Raw genomic sequence first — 21581 nt, 5'->3', positions numbered from 1 at the left:
GCCCCATGGCGGACGCGGTACTGCATGTTCATCGGTACGGGGATCCGGGCGGAGCGCCGGTGGTCATGCTCCACGGGGTCTGCGGTCACGGGGCGCGCTGGCGGCGGACCGCCGAGCGGTACCTGCCGGACCGCTCCGTCCTCGCGCCCGACCTGCGCGGCCACGGGCGGTCGACGCACGAGCCGCCGTGGACGGTCGAGCGGCATGTGGCCGACGTCCTGGCGGTGATGGACGCCGAGGGCGTCGAGCGGGCCGACCTCGTCGGGCACTCCTACGGCGGGATGATCGCGCTGCATCTGGCGCGGACGGCGCCGAGGCGGGTGCGCCGGCTCCTGCTCCTGGACCCGGCCATCGGGCTCGGCCCGGCGGCGGCGGGCCGGGAGGCGCGCGGCCACCTGGTCCCGGAGTCCTTCGGCGACGTCGCCGAGGCGCGGGCCGACCGGGCGGCGCGCTGGCCGGCGGCTCCGCGGGACGCCGTGGACGAGGAGGTCGCCGAGCACCTGGAGCACGGCCCGGACGGGCGGCTGCGGTGGCGGTTCGAACCGGCGGCCGCGGTGACCGCGTACTCGGAGATGGCCCGCCCCCACCTGCCGCCGCCCGCCGACATGCCCACCCACCTGGTCATCGCGACGGAGGCCGACCTCGTCCGCCCCGAGTTCGTGGTGGACCTGCGCGCCGCGCTCGGGCCCGGCCTGGTGATCAGCGAGGTCGACGCCGGCCACATGCTCTACGTCGATAGGCCGGAGGAGACCGGGACGCTGGTCGCCGAATGGCTCAGCGCAGACGGCGCCGGCCGGTGAACGGCGGCAGCGTCAGCGGGGTGTGCAGGCCCGGCGGGGCCTCCGCCACGGCGGGGACGGCGCTGACCATGCGAAGCGCGATCGACGCGGCCGGGTCGGCGGCGGCGGGCCCCGCGAGGTCCATCCGCCAGGGCGGCTCGCCGTCGATCTCGACGCGGTGGCCGCCGGTCCCGCCCGGCGGCGGCGCCGGCCAGTGGGGGGCGATGTCGGCGCGCATCCGGGCGACGTGCCCGACGGTGATCACGGGACGGCCGCGCAGCACCCCCGACACCTGGAACCGCAGTCCGGCGAGGGTCCCCTTGGCGACGCGGCCGATGTCCTCGGGCGCCGGGCACAGTTCGTAGGTCTCGGACACCTCGTCCAGCGGAACGGCCAGGTGCTCGGCGAGGAGGCGCACGACCGGGCCCCACGCCCGCCCCGGCCCGCCCGGCCGGACGATCCGCGGACGGTGCCCGATGGGGCCGCCGAAGCCGAGCCGGGCACCGGCCTCGGGGTCGTCCCGGCAGGTGAACCGGGTGATCCTGATGCCGTGCACGCGCAGGCAGCCGCCGCTCAGCAGCAGCGGGAGCACGTCGTTCACCGGGCTGGGCCCGAGGGTGAGGCAGGCGGCGCCGCCGGTCGCGCACGCGGACCGGAGCCGGCGGACGAGGGCGCGGTCGGCGGAGGGCGGGTGGACCAGTGAGGGCAGGACGTCCGAGACCACGCCGGTGCCCGTTTCCAGGATGCGGCACAGCTCTCCCGCCGCGTCCCGGGCGAGGGAGGCCGTGTGGCAGACGACATGGGGCCGCCTGGCCAGGAGCGGCGCCGGGTCCTCGGTGGCGCGGATCCCGGCCGGGCGGCCGCTTCCGGCCAGCTCGGCCGCGTCGGCGCCGGCGTGCCCGGGGGCGGCGGTGACGACCCCGGCGAGTTCGAGGTCCGGGTGCCCGAGCAGCGCCCCGAGCGAGGACCTGCCCACCGGTCCGGTCCCCCACTGCCCGACGAGATAGGACATACCACCACCCTTCTGACCAGGCGCTCGGTCAGCGCGGGGCGCATCATAGGCATGCCCGCGGGACCAGAACGAGACCCTCCCGGGACGTACATCCGTGCTGGCCGGGAAGGAATGTCTGGTGACACTTCGCGCGGGTGCGCGCACGTTCGGCGTGGAGGAGGAGCTGCTCCTGGTCGACCCGGAGACGGGCGCGCCCCAGGCCCTGTCCGGCTCCGTGATCCACTACGCCCGGCGCCACGACGAGCTGTTCCTGACCGACGGGCGGCGCTCCAAGGCGCTGGAGACCGAGCTCCAGCGAGAGCAGCTGGAGACGGCCACCCCGGTCTGCGGCTCGCTGGACGAGCTGTCCGACCACGTCCGGTCGGCGCGGGTGGCGGCGGGCCAGTCGGCGGCCGGGGTGGGCGCCGCCGTCGCGGCGCTGGCGACCTCTCCGGTCAGCGTCCGCCCCTCGCTCACCCCGTCGCACCGCTACCTGCGGATGGCCGACGCCTTCGGGCCCACCGCCGACGAGCAGCTCACCTGCGGCTGCCACGTGCACGTCGGAATCAACTCCCCAGAGGAGGGTGTCGCGGTCCTCGACCGGATCCGCCCGTGGCTGCCCCCGCTGCTCGCCCTCAGCGCGAACTCCCCGTTCTGGCAGGGCACCGACACGGGCTCCGACAGCTGGCGGCATCAGGTCTGGGGCCGCTGGCCCTCCAGCGGCCCGACCGAGCTGTTCGGGTCGGCGAACGCGTACCGGACGGCGGTGGAGGCACTGCTCGCCACCGGCGTCCTGGTGGACGAGGGCATGATCTATTTCGACGCCCGGCTGTCGCGGCACTACCCGACGGTCGAGATCCGCGTCCCGGACGTGTGCCTGGACGCCGACGACGCCGTGCTGATGGGCGCGCTCGTGCGGGGGCTGGTCGACACCGCCGCGGACGCGTGGCGGCGCGGAGAGCCGCCCGACCCGGTGCGCACGGACCTGATGCGCCTGGCCATGTGGCGGGCCGGGCGCTCGGGCCTGCGCGGCGAACTCGTGCACCCGCGCACCCACACGGTCGCCCCCGCCCGCGAGGTGGTGGCCGCGCTCGTCGGGCACCTGTCCCCCGCGCTGGACCGCGCGGGCGACCTCGACACCGTCGCCAAGCTCCTCGGCGGCGTGCTGGAACGCGGGAACGGAGCCCGGTTCCAGCGCGCCGCCTACTCCCGGGCCGGCGACCTGAGGACCGTGGTCACCGCCGCCGTGCAGCGGACGATGGCCGTCTGACCGGCCGTTCGACCTGAGCGTCACGGTCCGGGAACGGACCGTGGCCGCCCGCGGGAACGGACCGTGGCCGCCCGCTGGCCGTGACCGCCCGCGGGTCCGCCGCCGGGACCGCGGCGGCGCGGCCCCGGCGGCGGGCGGTCAGTCCGCGCGGCGGCGCTGGAAGGGCAGGTAGCGGTCGGCGCGCCGGTGCCGGGCGAGCAGGCCGGTGGACTCGACCGCGAGAATGCGGTCGAAGCGGAAGGCGCGCACGCCGCGGCGCATGCGGCACCAGCCGACGAGGTACCAGTGGTCGCGGTGCACGAGGCAGGTGACCGGCTCGACCTCGCGGATCGTGACGTTGGCGCCGGCGTCGCCGTAGCAGAGCCGGACGACGCGGTGCTCGGTGATGGCGGCGGCGACCACGCGGGCGCGGTCGGAGGTGGAGGTGTCCAGGGGCGTGGTGAGGGTGGCGAGGGTGGTGGTGACCACGTCGTCGTGCGGGGCGGCGTCGAGGAGGGTGTGCAGGGCGCGGCGCGCGGTGGTGGCCTGCGGGCCGGTGCCGAGGTGCGCGAGCGAGAGCGCGAGGGCGGCGATCTCCGCCGCCGTGAGCGCGGCCGGCGCGGTGGGCGCGGTCTGGGGGTGCGTCGCAACGTTCGCCATGGTTCGATCATACGTTCGAACACTGACATTTTGCAGGCCCGCCCGGGAAGCGGCGGGCGTCGCGGTGCGGCCGGGGCCCGTCCGGCGCGGTGATCGGCTCCGCGCTTGAGAAGGCGGCCTCGGATGGTGAAAACTGGCCCAGGAAACGTGCCTATTCGGGGGAATCAGGGGCGAACATGGGCCAAGACGTGGATCAGCGTTGAGTGAGCCGCGCCTGGACCGGCCCCCGATGAGCCGAGACGAGGCGGACCGGGCGCTCGCGCGCCTCCGGGACGAGAGGGAGCGGATCGGCGCGGCCCTGCTGGAGCTGGAGGCCCACCAGGGGTACCAGCTGCTGGAGGGCGCGGCGCTGCGGGGCGCGACGCTGCGCGTGCAGTCCGACGTGCGGTCGCGGACGGCGTCCCTGTGGCTGCTGTTCGACCTGCACGGGCGCGTCCTGTCGTCCGCCGAGGAGCTGCGGGCCCGCCACGGCAGGCCCGGCCAGGCGCAGCTCGCCGAGCTCACCCGCCTCCTGGAGGGGCCGTCGGTGGAGCTGCCCGCGGCGGAGGTGCCGCTGGAGCGGCGGACGCTGCTGGCCGTCCCGTCCGGCGAGAGGCTGACGCCGCGGGCGGCGGTCGACCGGATGACGCCGCTCTACGAAGAGGTCGCGCGGGCCGTCGCCGCGCTCGACGCGGTCTGGTCGACGCTGCTGTCGCGGCTGGCCGAGGTCGAGGCCGAGCGGCGGGCGGCCGAGGAGCTGCTGGAGTCCGCCGGCGGCGCGGACCCGGCCTTCGAGCGGCTCCGCGACGAGCTGGAGACCGTCGCCGCGACCGTGCGCGCCGACCCGCTCGCGCTGGCGCGCGACGGCCACGCCGACACCGTGCGGCTGGACGCGATCCGCTCCGGCCTCGCCGAGGTGCGCCGCGGCCTGGAGGAGGCGGAGCGGCTGCGCGAGGGGTTCGCCGCCCGGATCCGCGGCGTCGCCGCCGTCCTGGACCTGCTGCGCGAGGCCGAGGCGGAGGCGCGCGCCGTCCGGGACGAGGTCCTCGTCAAGATCGCCGCGCCCGCGCTGCCGGACCTGCCCGGCTCCTCCGCCGCCCTCGCCGACCGCCTGGCCGCCGTCACCCGGCCCCGGCCGGGCGCGGCCGCGCGGGGCGGCGGCTGGCGCGAGACCGCGCAGCGCGTCGCCGACCTGGAACGCGCCGCCGGCGCGGCGCTGGAGCGGGCACACGAGACCACCGGCCTGATCCGGGGCCTGCTGGACCGGCGCGAGGAACTGCGCGGCCGCCTGCGGGCCTACCGGGTGAAGGCCTCGCGGCTCGGCCATGCCGAGGACGCAGAACTGGCCCGGTCCTACCAGCAGGCACGCGAGCTGCTGTGGACCTCCCCCTGCGATCTGCGGAAGGCCACCGTGGCCCTGACCGCGTACCAGCGGGCCGTCACCTCGCGGACGAAGGGAGCGGATCGATGAGCCAGTGCGCGCAGCCGGGCTGCGGCGGGACGATCGCGGACGGCTACTGCGACGTCTGCGGCAATCCACCGGCGGTCGCCGCGCCCGCGCCGGCCGCCGCGCCGAGCGTTCCGGCCCCGCGCCCGCCCGCCGAGCGGCCCGACCAGTGCCACCAGGCCGGCTGCGCCGGCACGATCATGGACGGCTACTGCGACGTGTGCGGCTCACCGCCCGCCTACACCGCCCGTGTCCAGGCCGCCGCGGGCGCGTCCGGCGGCGCGGGCACCTCGGGGGCCGCGGGCACGTCGGGGACCGCGGGCACGTCGGGGACCGCGGGCACATCGGGCAGCACGGCGACCGGCAGCACCCGGACGGGAAGCACCCGCACCGGGTCGGCACGCTCCTCCGGCCGCCGCGGCATGCTCGGCGCCGGGCTCGTCGAGGTGCCGCGCGTTCCCTACCGGGACCCGTCCAGCGCGGTGATGAGCGACCCGCAGGTCGCGGAGGCCAAGCGGTACTGCAGCGGCTGCGGCGAGCCCGTCGGCCGCGGGCGCGGCGACCGGCCGGGCCGCACGGAGGGCTTCTGCCCCAAGTGCGGCGCCCGGTTCTCCTTCACCCCCAAGCTCGGCCCGGGCGACCTCGTCGGCGGCCAGTACAGCGTGCTGGGCTGCCTCGCCCACGGCGGGCTCGGCTGGATCTACCTGGCCCAGGACAAGAACGTCAGCGACCGCTGGGTCGTCCTGAAGGGCCTGCTCGACAGCGGCGACGCCGACGCGATGGCCGCGGCGGCGGCCGAGCGCGCGTTCCTCGCGGAGGTCGAGCACCCCAACATCGTCAAGATCTACAACTTCGTCCAACACGGCGGCGACGGCTACATCGTCATGGAGTACGTGGGCGGGGAGTCCCTCAAGGACATCCTGCTGCGGCAGCCGCTCCCGACCGGCGGCAAGCACCTGCCGCTCGCGCAGGCCATCGCCTACGGGCTGGAGGTGCTGCGGGCGTTCGAGTACCTGCACGCCCAGGGCCTCGTCTACTGCGACTTCAAGCCGGACAACGTGATCCAGTCCGAGGAGCAGCTCAGGCTGATCGACCTCGGCGGGGTGCGGCGGCTCGACGACCCGGACGGCGCGATCTACGGCACGGTCGGCTACCAGGCCCCGGAGATCGCCGACGCAGGTCCCTCGGTGTCCTCCGACCTCTACACGGTCGGCCGGGCGCTCGCCGTGCTGAGCTTCCCGTTCAAGGGCTACACCCGCCGGTACGCCGACTCCCTGCCGCCGCGCGAGGAGATCCCCGTCCTGCGGCGGTTCGAGTCCTACGACCGGCTGCTGCGCCGCGCGACGCACAGGGAGCCGACCGCGCGCTTCCAGGACGCGGCGGAGATGGCCGAGCAGCTCACCGGCGTGCTGCGCGAGGTGCTGGCGGCCGAGGACGGCGTCCCGCGCCCCGCGCCGTCCGGGCTGTTCGGCCCGGAGCGGTTCACGGCGCGGATGGCGGGCGAGGCGCGGGAGGAGGCGGCGCTGCCGCCCGTCCCGCCGCCGGTCGCCGCGGCGGCGCTGCCGGTCCCGCTGGTGGACGGCGCCGACCCCGCGGCCGCGTTCGTGTCCGGGCTCGGCGCGCTGGAGCCCGCGCAAGCCGCCGAGGCGGCGGCGAACGCGCCCGACCGCACGCCCGAGGTCAGGCTGGCTCTCGCCCGCGCCAAGATCGAGCTGGGCGCGGCCGGCGAGGCCGACGAGCTGCTCGACACGCTGGCCGCGGAGCGACCCTCCGACTGGCGGGTCGGCTGGTACCGCGCGGTCGGGCTGCTCGCGCGGGGCCGGGTGGACGAGGCCGCGCCGCTGTTCGACCGGCTGTACGGGCTGCTGCCCGGCGAGGCGGCCCCCAAGCTGGCCCTCGCCTACTGCCGCGAGCGGTCGGCGCCGCACGACGCGGTCCGCCTGTACGAGACGGTGTGGCGCACCGACCAGAGCTACATCAACGCCGCCTTCGGCCTCGCCCGCGTGCATCTGGCGGCGGGCGACCGGCGCGCCGCCGTCGCCGCGCTCGACTCGGTACCGAAGATCTCCATCCGGTACGTGCCCGCGCAGGTCGCCGCCGTCGTGACGGCGGTGCGCGGCCGTCCACCCGCCGAGCTGACGGCGGGCGAGCTGGTCGCGGCGGGCCACCGGCTCGCCGCCCTCGACCTGGACGCCGAGCGCCGCGACAGGCTCGCCGCCGAGGTGCTGGAGGCCGCGCTCGGCTGGATCCTGGCGGGTTCCGGCACGGCGGCCGGGGCGCAGGGCGGCTCCCTGTTCGGCGCCGCGCTCGCCGAGGCCCCGGTGCGCCGGCTGCTGGAAGGGACATACCGGGAGCTGGCACGCCGCACCCGTGACAGGGACGAGTGCCGCCGGCTCGTCGACTCCGCCAACGCCGTACGCCCGAGGACGCTGCTGTGACCGACGACCACACCCGAGCCGGCGACACCACCGGGACCGACGAACCCGGAACCGGCACCGCCGGGACGGACCAGGGGAAGGCGGCCGAGCTGTCCTGCCCCGCCTGCGGCGCCGTGGTGTTCGCCGAGGAGATCTTCTGCGAGGAGTGCGGGCACCGGCTCGCCGACGGCCCGCCCGCCGCGGCCGCCGGGCGCGACGGCGCCACGGTCAGGCAGGAGTCCGCGCCCTCCGCCCGCCGGGCGGGCGGGGCGGGCCCGTGCCCCGGATGCGGCGGGACGGCGATCGACGCCGACGGCTACTGCGAGACGTGCGGCCTGCGCCAGCCCGCCGAACGCGACCACGTCGAGATCGAGCTGCCGGCCGGGTCCGGCGGCAACGGCACCCGCCCGGTCGTCGCGGCGGGCGCGAGCGACCGCGGCCGCCGCTACAGCCGCAACGAGGACGCGCTGGCCCTCGCCGCGCACCTGTCCGGCGTCGCGGCCGTCGTGTCCGACGGCGTCGGCTCCTCGCAGCGTCCCGACGAGGCCTCCCGCGCCGCGGCCGACACCGGCCTCGCCGAGCTGGTGGCGCGGCTCGACGCCGGGGAGGACGCCGAGGACGCCACCCGGCACGCGGCGCTGCGCGCGGCCGCCGCCGTCGCCGCGCTCGCCACCTCGCCGTCCGACGCGCCGTCGTGCACCTACGTGTCCGCGGTGACGCGCGGCCCGGCGGTCACCGTCGGCTGGATCGGGGACAGCCGCGCCTACTGGCTGGCCGCCGACGGCTCCGGCGAGGACGCCGGGGCGGGGCCCGCGCCCGACGAGCTGGACGCGGCCGAGGTCAGCACCGGCGACATGGCCGAGCTCGCCGCGTCCCGCCGGCTCACCGAGGACGACTCGTGGGCCGCGTTCATGGTCGCCGAGGGCTCGCTGACCGAGGCGGAGGCGGAGGCGCACCCGAACGCGCACGTCATCACCGCGTGGCTGGGCGCCGACGCCGGGCAGGTCAGCCCGCACGTGGCGACGTTCCGGCCCGGCGGCCCCGGCACGCTGCTGGTGTGCAGCGACGGGCTGTGGAACTACTTCCCGGCCGCCGCCGACCTGGCGGCCCTGCTGGCCGGCCCCGGCGGCGGGTCGCCGGGGCCGGCGGCCGACCCGCTCGGCGCCGCGCGGACGCTGGTGAGCCGCGCGCTGGAGGCCGGCGGCCGCGACAACATCACGGTCGCCGTGATCCCGGTCCCCTTCCCCGGCGGTTCCGGCGGCCGCGTCCACGAGAGCATCCCCCAGAGCACGGAGGAGCCCCGATGAGTGAGCCGCAGTTCACCATCTCCATCGACCAGAACAAGTTCCTGCCCGAGGGCGGCCGCGAGGTGCACGCCATCGTGTCCGTCGAGGCGAGCGCGGGCGAGGGCGAGGGCGAGGGCGCCCCCGTCGCGTACTCGACCCGGGCGTCCGAGGTCGTCATCATCGACACCTCCGGCTCGATGTCCTACCCCGACACCAAGCTGCGCGCGGCGATCGCGGCCGCGCAGGTCGCGGTCGACACGCTGCGCGACGGCGTGGAGTTCGCCGTCGTCTCCGGCTCCAACACCGCCAAGATGGTCTTCCCCCGCCACCAGGGGACGGTCCCCGCCACCCCGGAGACCCGCGCGGAGGCCAAGCACGCGCTGAGCCGGCTGACGGCGGCCGGCGGCACCGCGATCGGGTCCTGGCTGCGGCTGGCCGACGACCTCTTCGGCGGCCGCGACGGCATCCGGCACGCGATCCTGCTGACCGACGGCAAGAACCAGCACGAGACGGCGGAGGAGCTCGACGCGGCCCTGGCCCGCTGCGGCGGGCGCTTCGTCTGCGACTGCCGCGGCGTCGGCACCGACTGGGAGGTCGCCGAGCTGCGCAAGGTCGCCTCCGCCCTGCTCGGCAGCGTCGGCATGGTGGCCGACCCGGCCGGGCTGGTCGAGGACTTCCGCGCCATGACGGAGGCGGCGATGGGCAAGTCCGTCGCCGACGTCGCCCTGCGCGTGTGGACCCCGCAGACGGCCCGGCTGCGGTTCGTCAAGCAGGTCTCCCCGTCGGTGGAGGACCTCACCGGCAAGCGCGCGGAGTCGGCGCCGCAGGCCGGCGACTACCCGCTCGGCGCGTGGGGCGCCGAGAGCCGCGACTACCACATCTGCGTGGAGGTGCCGCCGGGCGAGATCGGCAAGGAGCTGCGCGCCGCGTGGGTGAAGCTCGTGGTGCCGGGCCCGCCGGGCGAGGAGGCGCGCGTCGTCGCGACCGCGAACGTCCTCGCCCAGTGGACCGACGACGAGGCGGAGTCCACCCGCATCAACCCGCGGGTGGCCGGCTACACCGGGCAGGCGGAGCTGGCCGCGGCGATCCAGGAGGGCCTGCAGGCCCGCAAGGACGGCGACCTCGACACCGCGACGGCACGGCTCGGCCGGGCCGTGGTGCTCGCGGGCGAGGCGGGCAACGAGGAGATCACCGCGATGCTCCGCAAGGTGGTGGACGTCGTGGACGAGGCGGCCGGTACGGTCCGGCTGAAGCGCGACGTCGCCAAGGCCGACGAGATGGAGCTCGACACGCGCTCCAGCAAGACGGTCCGGACCCGCAAGGACGAGACGGTGACCACCAGGAGGGGCGAGGGCTGAGCATGGCGAGTTGCCCTAGCGGACACACCTCGCAGGCGCAGGACTACTGCGACGTCTGCGGCGAGCGCATCGAGGGCGCCACCACCGGCGCGGCACCCCCGCCGTCCGGCCCGCGGCCGTCCCCGGGCGGGGCTTCGTGCCCCGACTGCGGGACGCCCGGCACCGACCGCTTCTGCGAGGCGTGCGGCTACGACTTCGCCATCGGCGGCGGCAGGCCGACGCCGACGCCGACGCCGTCGCCGTCGCCCGTGGCCGCGCCGGAACCCGAGCCCCCGGTGCCCGTCCCGTCCGGGCCGGGCACGGCACGGCGCGGGCCGTCCGATCCGCGGCGTCCGCCCGCACCCCCCGTCCCCGCGCCCCCCGTTCCGGCCCCGCCGGTGCCGGCGCCGCCCGTTCCCGCTCCCCCGGTCCCGGCTCCCCCGGTCCCGGCGCCGCCCGTTCCCGCGCCGCCGGTGCCCGCGGCGGTGTGGACGGCGGTCGTGCGCGCCGACCGCGAGTACTACAACACGGTCATCGCCGAAGAAGGCCCCGACTCGGCGTCGCTGGCGTTCCCCCCGTACGCGCCCGAACGGCGGATCCCCCTCGCCGGGGAGCAGGTCCGCATCGGGCGGCGCAGCTCCTCGCAGCCGTCCCCGCCCGAGATCGACCTGCGCGAGCCGCCCGAGGACCCCGGCGTCTCCCACGTCCACGCGGTCCTGCTGGCGAAGCCCGACGGCACCTGGACGCTGGTCGACCCCGGCTCGACCAACCGCACCTGCGTCAACGGCTCCACCGACCCCATTCCCTACAACGTGGAGGTCCCGGTCTCCGAGGGCGACCGGATCCACGTGGGCGCCTGGACCACCATCACGCTCACACGAGGCGAGGCGACATGACGGCCGTCCAGCAGTCCCCGCCGGCGGGGCGGCCGGCGCCCGCCGCGCAGCCGTCGCCGCCCGCCCGGAGCGGCGGCGACACGCGGCCCGGGGCGGGCGGCGGGAGGCCGTCCGGTCTCGCGCGGCTGCTCCCCCGCACCGTCGCGGCCCGTGTCCGGACGCTGACCGCGCTGTCGCTCGTGCTGCTGGTGGCGCTGCTCGGCGTCGGCTGGGCGGCGATCGCGAACGCCCGCGAGGGGGTGCGGGTCATCGGGCACGACGCGGGCCCGCAGGTCGTCGCCACCGGCGACCTGTACTTCCAGCTCTCCGACATGGACGCGCAGCTCGCCGACGCGCTGCTGATCGGCGACGCGGCGGGCGGCGGGCGCGAGCAGGCGCTCGCCCGCTACGACCAGGACCGGCGCAAGGCCGGAGACGCGCTGCTGAAGGCCGCGAAGCTCGCCGACGAGACGACCGAGAACAACACGGCCCGGGACCTGCTGGACGCGCTGGCCCGCTACGAGCGCCTCGCCGGGCAGGCCCTGCTGCTGGACCGGCAGTCCCCGCACGCGTCCGGCCCGCCGTCGCAGAAGGTCGTCGACCTCTACCGGCAGGCGACCGACCTGATGAAGCTGGACCTGCTGCCGAAGGCCTACAACCTGACGCTCGACAACGGCACCCTCGTCCGGCACACCTACGAGGACAAGCGCTCGGCGGTCCTCCTGGGCCGCACGGGCGTCCTCGCCACGGGCCTGGCGCTCCTGGCCGTCCTGGCCGGGTTCCAGCTCTTCCTGGCCCGGCGGTTCCGGCGGCTGCTGAACGTCCCGCTCGCGCTGGCGACGCTCGGCACCCTCGTCCTGGTCGCGGCCGGGTCCCTCATGCTCACCGGCCAGGCGAACCATCTGCGCCAGGCCAAGGAAGAGGGCTTCGACTCGATCCTCGGGCTCTCGCGGACGCGGGCCATCAGCAACAGCGCGAACGCCGACGAGACCCGGTTCCTGCTCGACCCCGGGCGGGCCGACGCCTACGAGCAGGTCTACCTGAGCAAGTCCCAGACCGTCCTTTACCTGAAGGCCGGGAACCTGACCCAGTACAACGCGGCCGTCCAGAAGGACCTGTCCTTCGAGCCCGGCCGCGCGAAGTTCCTCGGTTTCCTCGGCACCGAGGCCGACCGGCCGGTCCAGTCGGCCCGGCAGAAGGCGCAGCTCACGGACGCGATGAACAGGGTTCTCGCCGACTACCGGAAGGTCCAGGCCAACGACCGCCGGATGCGCGACCTCGTCGACCGGGGACAGCGCGGCGAGGCGGTCGCCGCCCGCGGCGCGGCCGCCGCCGACTTCACCCGGTACGACCGCTCCCTGCAGGAGCTGGTCGCCATCCACCGGAAGGCCTTCGACGAAGCCGTGAAGGACGGGGACGGCGGCACGAGCGGCTGGTACGCGGTGCTGCCCGCCGCGGGCGCCGTCATCGCCGCGCTCGTCCTGGCCGGGGTGCGCCCCCGCCTCGCCGAGTACCGGTGGTCGAAGTGAGGGCGCGGCGCCTCGCGGCGGCGGTGCTCGCCGCGGCGGCCGTCCTCGGCGCGGGAACGGCGTGCGGGATCGCCGACGCCCGTGAGGACTCCGTCGCCGGAAAGGACGCGCTCGTCATCGGCGTGAACGGCGACCAGCCGGGACTCGGCGAACGCCGGGACGACGGCTCGTTCACCGGATTCGACATCGACGTCGCGAAAGAGATCGCCCGGCGGATGCGCGTGCCCGCCGCCGGCGTGACGTTCCGGCGGGTGACGTCGGCGACCCGCGAGAAAATGCTCCAGGACGGCGACGTCGACCTCGTGGTGGCCAGCTATTCCATCACGCCGGAACGCAAGGTGAAGGTGTCGTTCGCGGGTCCCTACTATGTGGCCCACCAGGACATTCTCGTCCGCAGGTCCGAGGCCCGCTCCATCCGGAACATCGACGACCTGAAAGGGCGGCGGCTCTGCCGCGTGCCCGGGTCGGTGTCGTTCCCGCGCGTCCACGACGAGCAGGGCGTCGCCGCGCTGCCGGTCGAGACGAGCGGCTACGCCGACTGCCTCACCGGCCTCACCGGGGGGCGGCTGGACGCGGTCTCGACCGACGACCTGATCCTCGCGGGCCTCGCGGCGAAGGCGTCCCGGGGCGGCCTCACGCTCGTCAACGCCCCGTTCACCGACGAGCCCTACGGCGTCGGCATCAGGAAGGGCGACGTCGACGGCTGCGAGGCGGTCAACAAGGCGATCACGCGGATGTACCAGGACGGCACCGCGCCGCGGCTGCTGGACAAGTGGTTCCGCCCCGCCGGGCTGAAGGCCACCACCACCGTCCCCCAATTCGAGGGCTGCGTCTGAGAATCCGTCACCAAGCGCACGGAAGGCGTTACGGAATGGCACGGGAAGGACAGGTGAGACCGGCCGGTCATGGAGATCAGTCGGTTACGTAAGTTCCGGTCGGCGCGCGTGATCGTAAGTTATGGTCGCGATCAAAAGCCGTTCCGGTAATCACCGTCACGCCCGAGGAGTGCAATGACGACGGTCATCCTGGTGGTGATGTGCGTCGTGGTGGGGGCGCTCGAACTGTACGCGGGCAAGCAGAGCCGGGACCAGGCCCATGCCTTCACCCGCCGGATCGACGAACTGAACGACCAGGTCACCAAGCAGAACAACGTGCTGGTGACCGTCGGCGAGCAGCTCACCGCGGAGCTGTCGCGCGTCAAGCAGGACGTGCTGCCCGCGCTGGACTCCCGGCTCCGGCAGAACACCGGGCAGGTGGAGGAGCTCGCGGGCCTCGTCCACCAGGCGGACGACTACCTGCGGACCCAGGCGGGCAGGCTGCACGAGCTGGAGCAGCAGCGCATCACCCTGGCCGCGCTGCGCCGCAAGCTCGGCGAGGTCGAGACGTCGGTGCGGGCGGCCACCGGCGCGGGCGGCGAGGCCGTCGAGGGCAAGGTCGACGCGGCGCTCGGCCGGCTCGCGGACCTGGAGCGCGGCGGCGAGGAGATCCTGGAACTGCAGCGCGCCCTCACCCGCACCCTGGAGGACGTCGAGGACGTCGTCGCCGAGCTGCTGCGGTTCACCGAGGGCGAGCTCGACGACACCGTCACGGCGGCGCTCACCGGACGCCCCCGCGCCCACGGCGACGCCGTCACCGCGACCGGGCGCCTGTGGACGCGCGACGAGGAGCTCGAGGACATCCTCGGCGACATGTACGAGCGGTGCGTGCGCGCCAGCCGGCTGGCCGTCCGGTTCCGCACGGCCGAGGGCGCCAACGGCTCCCCCGGCTCACCGGAGCGCCGCCGCTACTTCCTGGGCGGGCACGCCAGCGAGGACCTGGCGGGCGTCTTCAGCGCCCTGCTCATCTCCGCGGGCGCCGGCGCCCGGCCCGGCAACGGCGTGTCCGGCGGCGAGGCCAGGCGGGGCCTCGCGCGGGTGGAGCCGGGCGTCCCCGCGGGAGTGGAACCGGCGCGCGGCCCCGAGGACGAGGCGGCCCTCAAGTCGCTCCTGCGGACCCTGGCGGAGTGCTCGGGCGCCGTCGTGCAGATCGGCCCGCTCATGGCCGTCCGGACGCGCGACGAGCTGCTGTGCGCGGTGCTGACGGCCGCGCAGTCGCTGGAACTGGAGAGCGACGAGGTGTTCTGGGACCCGGCCGCCGCGAGCGTCCGGCTGCGGCGGCTGCCGTCCCATCAGCTGTGGGACCTCACCGGCTGGGCCGTCGCCCCGTAGGCCCGCACGGAGCGTTCCGCGGGGCCGCCGATGCGCACGTACAGGGGGCAGCGCAGGGCGCCGGTCCGCGGGTCGGCCTCGGCGCACAGGCCGATCCCGGCGGCGCGGTCGAGGAACACCGCGTTCTCCACCGCCCGCGCACCGCGCACCGCGTACGGGACGGAGTCGGCGTCGCCGGTGTCGACGAGCTCCTCGAACGTCAGCCTCCGCGCGAACCGCATCAGCACCGCGGCGTCGACGACGCGGCTCCCGATCGCCGCCGACGGGCCCGCGACGACGATTCCGAAGCTCGGGTCCTCCCGGCCCCGCACGTAGATCTCCCGGTCAGGCTCCAGGCCCCGGCGGCGGCTCGGGACCTGGACGCCGAAGCCGGCGTCGCCGTTCAGGTAGGCGGGCGGACCGAAACCCGCCGGCGGCGCGCCCTCCCGGACGCGCAGCGCGCCCGCGGGCATCTCCCAGCCGGGCAGGTACACGCCGAGGCCCCTCAGCAGCAGCCGCCAGATCGGGCGTCCGGTCACGTCGGACGCGAACTCGCCGCGCGGCCTGCCGGGCTCCCGCGGATTCTCGGCGTCGCCGTCCATGAAGACCATGATCGGCGAACGTATCCGCGTCCGACAAGGCCCCGTGCGGAGCCGTGGCCCTTACCGTGCGGCCCCTGCACCGCCGGTGCCGCGTCGGCTACGGTTGTCCCACCCGGATCATGACGAGGACACGCCGTGAATCTGCAGGACATGATGGTGCACCGCGACACCTCGTCGCGGACGGTCGACAAGTATCTGATGTCCTACGAGGGCCGTGTCATCGCGGTGCGGCGGCATCCCGCCGTCCTGCTGCTGCCGGTCGCGGTCGTCGTGGCCGGGCTCATCGCGTGCGGCGCGGCCAGCGCGGTCAGCGGGCAGATCTGGATCTGGTGGCTGTGGCTGATCACCGTCTGCTACCTGGCCTGGAAGGTGATCTCCTGGTCGGTGGACTTCTTCCTCGTCACCGAGCACCGGGTGATGGTCGTCAACGGCGTCCTCAACCGCAACGTCGCGATGATGCCGCTCGCCAAGGTCACCGACATCGCGCTGAACCGCTCGGTGCTCGGGCGGGTCTTCGGCTACGGCGAGTTCGTGATGGAGTCCGCGGGCCAGAAGCAGGCGCTGCGCAACGTCGGTTTCATGCCGTACCCGGAGCAGCTGTACCTGGAGGTCTCGTCCGTCATCTTCGGCACGGTCGAAGAGTCGCCGGACTGATCCCCCTTCAGGAGTCGAAGCCGAGGCCCATGCGGTCGAGGGTGCGGAGCCAGAGCCCGCGGCGCCCCGCGTTGCGGTCGGCGCGGGCGATCTCGCGCCGGGTCAGCTCGATGACGCCGTAGCGCAGCGGCTCGGGCGGGAACGGGACGGGCTTGGAGCGCACCATCGCCAGCCGGGTCCGCTCGGTCTCCTCACCGGGCGCGAGTCCGATCCGCAGAAGGTCGAGCATGACGTCGGCTCCGAAGCGGGTGGCGCCGACACCCAGGCCGGTGTAGCCCGCCGCGTACGCGAGCCTGCCGTCGTACGCCGTCCCGTAGAAGGCGCAGAAGCGGCTGCACGTGTCGATGACGCCGCCCCAGGCGTTGGTGAAGCGCATGCCCTCCAGTTGCGGGAACGTCGCGAAGAAGTGCCGGGCCAGGGTCGCGTACGTGGAGGGGCGCCGTTCCAGCGCGGGACGCATTCCGTTGCCGAAGTGGTAAATGGCGTCGTAGCCGCCCCACAGGATCCGGTCGTCGGCGGTGAGCCGGTAGTAGTGGAACTGGTTGGCGCTGTCGCCGAGCCCTTGCCGGTGCCGCCAGCCGATGGACGCGCGCTGCGCGGGGGTGAGCGGCTCCGTGACGAGGGCGTAGTCGTACACCGGGACGACGTAGTTGCGCAGGCGCCGGAGGATCGGAGGGAAGGCGCCGGTCCCCAGGGCGACGTTCCGGGCGGTGACCGTCCCGAGCTGGCGGGACGCCCGGTCGCCTCGCCGCGAGGGCGCGGCGGCCGTCAGCCGGAGCCGCCGGGCGTCGGTGCGCAGCGCCGTGACGCGGGTGTTCTCGAAGACGCGGACGCCGAGGGCGCGGCACGCGTCCGCCAGGCCCCAGGCGAGCTTGGCCGGATGCACCATGGCGACGGCGTCGCGGTCCCACAGGCCCGCCAGGTAGGTGGGCGAGTCGACCTCGGCGCGGACCGCCTCCGGGCCCAGCAGGATCGGTTCCCAGCCGTGCTCGTAGGCCTTGTCCGCCGCCTCCTGGAGCGCGGGCACCTGCCATTCCTCGGTGGCGACGCTCATCTCGCCGGTCGGCTCCCACTCGGCGTCGATGCCGTGGCGGGTCAGGGTCTCCGCGATCGCGCGCAGGTTGTCCCAGCCGAGGCGTTCGAGCGTGTGGGCGTCGTCCGGCCAGCGCCCGAGGCCGTTCTCCAGGCCGTGGGTGAGGCTGGCGGCGCAGAACCCGCCGTTGCGTCCGGACGCGGCGGCGCCGATCCGGCCCGCCTCCAGCACCACCACGTCCAGGGACGGGTCGCGCTCCTTGGCGAGCAGGGCCGTCCACAGGCCGCTGTAGCCGCCGCCGACGACGGCGAGGTCGCACGTCAGGGCGCCGGAAAGCGCGGGGCCCGCGCCGGGGCGGGCCGGGTCCCGGAGCCAGAACGGCTCCGGGGCGGCGCCCGCGAGCGACTCGGCCACGTTCACGTTCGGGTCCGCGTTCATCTTCGCGCGCGGGCGCTTCGCCGGGCCGACACCACCGCGATCAGCACGCCGACCGCGAAGATGAGCGTCCCCATCACGTTGACCTGCGGCGGCGTCCCCGTCCTGGTGGAGCCGTAGATCCACAGCGGGAACGTGACGGTGGCGCCGCTGGTGAAGTTGGTGATGACGAAGTCGTCGATGGACAGCACGAACGCCAGCAGCGCCCCCGCCAGCACCCCCGGCATGATCATCGGCAGGGTGACCAGGCGGAACCGCGTCCACGGGCCGGCGCCGAGGTCCTGCGCCGCCTCCTCCACCGCCGGGTCGAGCCCGACGACGCGGGCCCGGACCGTCACGGCCACGAACGCGATCGAGAACATCACGTGCGCGAGGAGGATCGTCAGGTAGCCGCGCGGCAGGTTGAACGTGACGAACATCGACAGCAGCGAGGCGCCCATCACGATCTCCGGGCAGGAGATCGCCATGAACAGCACGAGGTTCGTCGAGCCCTTGCCGCGGAACCGGTACCGGCCGAGGGCGAGGCCCGCGAACGTCCCGATGACCGTCGTGATCAGCGTGCTGAGCAGCGCGATGGTCAGCGAGTTGACGACTGCCGCGGTGAGGTCGCTCTTGTCGAACAGGTGCGCGTACCACCTGAGCGTGAAGCCCTGCCACTCGAAGTTCTGCTTGCTGCGGGTGTCGTTGAACCCGAACAGGATCATGATCGCGATCGGCAGGAGCAGCCACGCGATCAGCACCAGGGTGTACAGGTGCAGGCCGGAGATCCGGCGCCGGCGGGGCGCGCGGCGCCGCGGCGGGGTCTTGGCGGGCGTCACGGGGGGCTTGGTGTGCGTCGTCATCGTCCCGCCGCCTCCAGGACGTCCTGCGTGCCGAGCGTGCGCGCGTAGGCGAAGATGCCGACGAGCAGGATCGCCATCAGCGCGAACGACAGCGCGGACGCCGTCGGGTAGGCGCTGTTGTTGAAGTACTCGGTCTGGATGACGTTGCCGATCATGGTGTTCTGCGGGCCGCCGAGCACCTCGGCGTTGACGTAGTCCGACGACACCGGCACGAACGTCATGATCACGCCGGCGAACACGCCGGGCAGCGACAGCGGCAGGATGACCCGCAGGAACGCCTGCGCGCGGCTCGCGTACAGGTCGTAGGCCGCCTCCACCACGCGCGGGTCGATGCGTTCGAGGGCCACGTAGATCGGCAGGACCATGAACGGCAGGAAGTTGTAGGCGAGCCCGGACACGACCGCCACGCCCGTGTCCAGGACGTGGAAGTCCTCCGGGAGGACGCCGTGGTCGCGCAGCGGACCGAGGATCGGGCCGTTGTCGGTGAGGACGAGCTTCCACGACACCGTCCGCAGGATGAACGAGACGAAGTACGGAAGCAGCAGGAGGAACAGGTACGTCGACTTGGCGCGCCCGCCGCGGAACGCGATCCAGTACGCGGCCGGGTAGGCGAGCGCGATGCACGCGACCGTCGCGAGCAGCCCGTACCAGAGCGACCGGACGAACTTGTCGCCGTAGGTGCTGAGCCCGTCGGTGTAGTTCTGCCAGTGCAGCGTCTGCTGGAAGCCGTCGATGAGGTTCCCGGTCTGCAGCGACAGGGACACCATCAGCACCAGCGGGACGAGGAAGAACGCCGCCAGCCACAGCCCGCCCGGAAGGATCATCAGGTACGGCGCGAGCCGTCCCCGCACCCCGCCCATCACGATCCCTTGGAGATCGGTTCGAAGATCTTCTGGTACTCGGTCTCCTCCGCCTGCGTGAGGCGCCGGTAGTGCCGCAGCCGGGCCAGGTCGGCCTGCGACGGGAAGATCAGCGGGCTGGTGCTGAGCCGGGTCAGGTCCCTCTTGTCATCGCCGCCCGCCTGCTCGGCCTTCTGCGCGATGAGCTTCTGGGTGGCCGGGATCGGCGGCATGTAGTTGATGAACTCGGTCAGCGGCGCGTTGTTCTCCGGGACGTAGAGCCAGTTCATGAGGGTCAGCGCGTCCACCGGGTTCTCGGCGGTCTTCGGGATGCACAGGTTGTCGGTCCAGATCGTGCCGCCCTCTCTGGGCACCACGAACTTCACGTCGGGGCTCGTCAGGCTGTACACGTCCCCCGACCACGCCATGGTCATCCACACGTCGCCCTTGCTGACGGCGTCGACGTAGTCCTGGCTGTAGTACTTGCGGACGATGCCCTTGTCGCGCTGCTCGCGCAGCTTGGCGGCGGCCTTCTCCCAGTCCGCCTTCGTCGACTTCTCCGGGTCGATGCCGAGCAGGAACATCCCGAAGTTCCCGAGCTCCTGCGAGTCGCCCATCATGCCGACCTTGCCCTTGTACTTCGGGTCGAACAGCTGGGCGATGCTGGTGATCTCGTCCTTCACGTACTTGGTGTTGTACGCGATCCCGGTGACGCCGGACTCGTACGGGATCGTGAACGCGTTGCCCGGGTCGTAGGACGGGTTCTTGAACGACGGGCCCGCGTTCGCCTGGAAGTTCGGCAGCTTCGACAGGTCGAGCGGCGCCAGGTAGCCGAGCTGGCGGCACTGCTCCAACTGGATCCCGTTCGTCATCACCATCAGGTCGAAGCCGATGGACTGCCCGGCGGCCAGCGGCGCCTGGATCTTCCCGAACCACGGGCCCATCTCCTGGATGACCTCCTTGTAGGTCACCTTGACGCCCGTCTCCTTCTCGAACGCCTTGATGGTCTCCCGGTCGTCCTGCATGTAGCCCGGCCAGTTCGCCCAGTTGAGCCTGCCGCTCTTGGCCTTGCCCGCCCAGTACTTCTCGACGTCGCTCCGGCTGACCTTCTCCTTGCCGCCCTGCCCCTTCACCCCGCACGCCGACAGGGCGAGGCCGGCGCCCGCCGCGCCCATCAGCCTCAGGACGTCGCGGCGGGCGGGCCCGCCCGCGCCGGAACGCGCCAGGCGCGGCCTTGTGAGTCCGCGGAGGAACGCGGGGTCGAACTGGCTCACTGCGGGGCTCCTATCGCGTACGAGTGGCGCGGATCCCACGACAACCAGACGCCGTCGCCGCGCACGGCGATGTCGTCGGCGGACGTCGCGTTCTGCAGGAACACGACGACGTCGGCGCCCGCGGAGGTGGTGATGTTGTAGTTCGTCGACGTCCCGAGGTACACGACCTCGGTCACGGTGCCCCGGACGGCGCACCGCCCGTCCCCCGGCCTGTCCCGCCCGATCCCGATCTTCTCCGGGCGGACGGTCAGCTCCACGCGCTCCCCCGCGACGGCCTCCCGGCCGCCGCGCATCGGGACCTCGATCCGGCCGTCGGGGCCGTGGGAGAGCACCGCGCCGCCCGGCGCCGTCCCGGTGACCTCCCCGTCCAGCAGGTTGGACGTCCCGATGAACCCGGCCACGAACCGCGTCGCGGGATGCTCGTAGATCTCCCGCGGCGTGCCGAGCTGCTCGATCACCCCGTCGTTCATGACGGCGATGCGGTCCGACATCGTCAGCGCCTCGCCCTGGTCGTGCGTCACGTACACGAACGTGACGCCGACCCCCCGCTGGATCCGCTTCAGCTCGACCTGCATCGCCTGGCGCAGCTTCAGGTCGAGGGCGCCGAGCGGCTCGTCGAGCAGCAGCGCCCGCGGCTCGTTGACCAGCGCCCGGGCCAGCGCGACCCGCTGCTGCTGGCCGCCGGACAGCTCGGCGGGACGGCGCCTCTCCCGCCCCGCCAGGTCGACGATCTCCAGCATCTCCCCCACCCGCCGCGTGATGTGCGCCTTCGGAACGCCGCGCCGGCGCAGGCCGAACGCGACGTTCTCGAAGACGCTCATGTGGGGGAAGAGCGCGTACGACTGGAACACCATGTTCACGTCGCGCCTGTTGGGGGGCACGTCCGTGACGTCCTGCCCGCGCAGCCGGACCCGCCCCGCCGTCGGCTCCTCGAAGCCGGCGATCATGCGCATGGTCGTCGTCTTGCCGCATCCGGACGGGCCGAGCAGGGAGAAGAACTCCCCCTCCGCGATCGACAGGTCGACGCCGCGCACCGCCGCCACGGTCTCGCCGTAGGCGTGGTAATCCTTCTCGACCCCCGCGAGTTCGATCGCGGGGACCGCGACGGCCGGATCGTCGCGAGCCGCGGCGGGTTGGGTCTCGGTCATGGGCGGGACTTCCTTCACG

General features: G+C 74.2%; 19 protein-coding genes. 11 read left to right on the top strand and 8 right to left on the bottom strand.

From position 1 onward, the window contains the following. The first annotated feature begins 5 nt into the window (after nucleotides 1–5). Nucleotides 6–800: an alpha/beta fold hydrolase gene (locus BKA00_RS00965; RefSeq protein WP_185023121.1), complete on the top strand. Its 795-nt coding sequence runs from the start codon at nucleotides 6–8 to the stop codon at nucleotides 798–800. Here the strand turns inward: BKA00_RS00965 and BKA00_RS00960 are convergent. Further along, nucleotides 775–1791, bottom strand: coding sequence for an NAD(P)H-dependent amine dehydrogenase family protein (locus tag BKA00_RS00960; protein ID WP_185023120.1), 1017 nt, complete (start codon nucleotides 1789–1791; stop codon nucleotides 775–777). The two genes, BKA00_RS00965 and BKA00_RS00960, sit on opposite strands and share 26 nt — an antisense overlap. 118 nt (nucleotides 1792–1909) lie before the next feature. Here BKA00_RS00960 and BKA00_RS00955 point away from each other — a divergent pair, with 118 nt between their 5' ends. After that, the gene (locus tag BKA00_RS00955; RefSeq protein WP_230299197.1) at nucleotides 1910–3040 is read left to right on the top strand and encodes a glutamate--cysteine ligase; all 1131 of its coding nucleotides are present in this window, start codon (nucleotides 1910–1912) and stop codon (nucleotides 3038–3040) included. Nucleotides 3041–3178: 138 nt separating this feature from the next. Here BKA00_RS00955 and BKA00_RS00950 read toward each other — a convergent pair whose 3' ends face one another. Next, the gene (locus BKA00_RS00950; protein ID WP_185023119.1) at nucleotides 3179–3679 is read right to left on the bottom strand and encodes a helix-turn-helix transcriptional regulator; all 501 of its coding nucleotides are present in this window, start codon (nucleotides 3677–3679) and stop codon (nucleotides 3179–3181) included. A gap of 199 nt (nucleotides 3680–3878) precedes the next feature. On the opposite strand from BKA00_RS00950, the gene BKA00_RS00945 reads away from it, so the two are divergent. The 8 genes from BKA00_RS00945 (at nucleotide 3879) to BKA00_RS00910 (ending at nucleotide 14756) form a co-directional block, all read left to right on the top strand. Continuing rightward, nucleotides 3879–5129, top strand: a complete 1251-nt coding sequence (locus BKA00_RS00945) for a hypothetical protein (protein WP_230299196.1) — start codon at nucleotides 3879–3881, stop codon at nucleotides 5127–5129. After that, a complete protein-coding gene (locus BKA00_RS00940) occupies nucleotides 5126–7543 on the top strand; it encodes a serine/threonine-protein kinase (protein ID WP_185023118.1) in 2418 nt (805 codons plus the stop codon). The genes BKA00_RS00945 and BKA00_RS00940 overlap by 4 nt, the downstream gene beginning before the upstream one ends. Next, nucleotides 7540–8829, top strand: a complete 1290-nt coding sequence (locus BKA00_RS00935) for a PP2C family protein-serine/threonine phosphatase (protein WP_185023117.1) — start codon at nucleotides 7540–7542, stop codon at nucleotides 8827–8829. The genes BKA00_RS00940 and BKA00_RS00935 overlap by 4 nt, the downstream gene beginning before the upstream one ends. After that, nucleotides 8826–10166, top strand: a complete 1341-nt coding sequence (locus BKA00_RS00930; protein WP_185023116.1) for a vWA domain-containing protein — start codon at nucleotides 8826–8828, stop codon at nucleotides 10164–10166. Before BKA00_RS00935 ends, BKA00_RS00930 begins: the two co-directional genes overlap by 4 nt. Before the next feature lie 2 nt (nucleotides 10167–10168). Then, nucleotides 10169–11041: an FHA domain-containing protein gene (locus BKA00_RS00925; RefSeq protein ID WP_185023115.1), complete on the top strand. Its 873-nt coding sequence runs from the start codon at nucleotides 10169–10171 to the stop codon at nucleotides 11039–11041. Next, complete coding sequence (locus tag BKA00_RS00920; RefSeq protein ID WP_185023114.1) at nucleotides 11038–12549, top strand: hypothetical protein; 1512 nt, start codon at nucleotides 11038–11040, stop codon at nucleotides 12547–12549. The genes BKA00_RS00925 and BKA00_RS00920 overlap by 4 nt, the downstream gene beginning before the upstream one ends. Beyond that, the gene (locus tag BKA00_RS00915; RefSeq protein WP_338072085.1) at nucleotides 12537–13385 is read left to right on the top strand and encodes a glutamate ABC transporter substrate-binding protein; all 849 of its coding nucleotides are present in this window, start codon (nucleotides 12537–12539) and stop codon (nucleotides 13383–13385) included. The genes BKA00_RS00920 and BKA00_RS00915 overlap by 13 nt, the downstream gene beginning before the upstream one ends. A gap of 174 nt (nucleotides 13386–13559) precedes the next feature. Next, a complete protein-coding gene (locus tag BKA00_RS00910; protein ID WP_185023113.1) occupies nucleotides 13560–14756 on the top strand; it encodes a coiled-coil domain-containing protein in 1197 nt (398 codons plus the stop codon). On the opposite strand, the gene BKA00_RS00905 is transcribed toward BKA00_RS00910, so the two are convergent. Then, the gene (locus tag BKA00_RS00905) at nucleotides 14717–15346 is read right to left on the bottom strand and encodes a hypothetical protein (protein ID WP_230299195.1); all 630 of its coding nucleotides are present in this window, start codon (nucleotides 15344–15346) and stop codon (nucleotides 14717–14719) included. The genes BKA00_RS00910 and BKA00_RS00905 overlap by 40 nt on opposite strands. 126 nt (nucleotides 15347–15472) lie before the next feature. Here BKA00_RS00905 and BKA00_RS00900 point away from each other — a divergent pair, with 126 nt between their 5' ends. Continuing rightward, nucleotides 15473–15991, top strand: coding sequence for a PH domain-containing protein (locus tag BKA00_RS00900; RefSeq protein WP_338072084.1), 519 nt, complete (start codon nucleotides 15473–15475; stop codon nucleotides 15989–15991). 7 nt (nucleotides 15992–15998) lie between these two features. Here BKA00_RS00900 and BKA00_RS00895 read toward each other — a convergent pair whose 3' ends face one another. The 5 genes from BKA00_RS00895 to BKA00_RS38535 are packed head-to-tail and all read right to left on the bottom strand — an operon-like array spanning nucleotide 15999 to nucleotide 21562. Further along, nucleotides 15999–17462 carry an NAD(P)/FAD-dependent oxidoreductase gene (locus BKA00_RS00895; RefSeq protein ID WP_221492969.1) on the bottom strand — a complete coding sequence of 488 codons (1464 nt, stop codon included), beginning with the start codon at nucleotides 17460–17462 and terminating at the stop codon, nucleotides 15999–16001. Then, nucleotides 17459–18301, bottom strand: a complete 843-nt coding sequence (locus BKA00_RS00890; RefSeq protein WP_185023111.1) for an ABC transporter permease — start codon at nucleotides 18299–18301, stop codon at nucleotides 17459–17461. Before BKA00_RS00890 ends, BKA00_RS00895 begins: the two co-directional genes overlap by 4 nt. Further along, the gene (locus tag BKA00_RS00885; RefSeq protein ID WP_185023110.1) at nucleotides 18298–19161 is read right to left on the bottom strand and encodes an ABC transporter permease; all 864 of its coding nucleotides are present in this window, start codon (nucleotides 19159–19161) and stop codon (nucleotides 18298–18300) included. The genes BKA00_RS00890 and BKA00_RS00885 overlap by 4 nt, the downstream gene beginning before the upstream one ends. Then, nucleotides 19161–20414 carry a polyamine ABC transporter substrate-binding protein gene (locus BKA00_RS38540; protein WP_230299194.1) on the bottom strand — a complete coding sequence of 418 codons (1254 nt, stop codon included), beginning with the start codon at nucleotides 20412–20414 and terminating at the stop codon, nucleotides 19161–19163. The genes BKA00_RS00885 and BKA00_RS38540 overlap by 1 nt, the downstream gene beginning before the upstream one ends. After that, entirely contained in the window at nucleotides 20411–21562 is a 1152-nt protein-coding gene (locus tag BKA00_RS38535; protein WP_230299193.1) for an ABC transporter ATP-binding protein, read from the bottom strand. Before BKA00_RS38535 ends, BKA00_RS38540 begins: the two co-directional genes overlap by 4 nt. Between the last annotated feature and the right edge of the window lie 19 nt (nucleotides 21563–21581).

This window comes from Actinomadura coerulea (assembly GCF_014208105.1).
Taxonomy (GTDB): Bacteria; Actinomycetota; Actinomycetes; order Streptosporangiales; family Streptosporangiaceae; genus Spirillospora; species Spirillospora coerulea.
The sequence above is the reverse complement of the archived record's forward strand: the minus strand, read 5'-3'. Positions and strand labels throughout refer to the sequence as shown.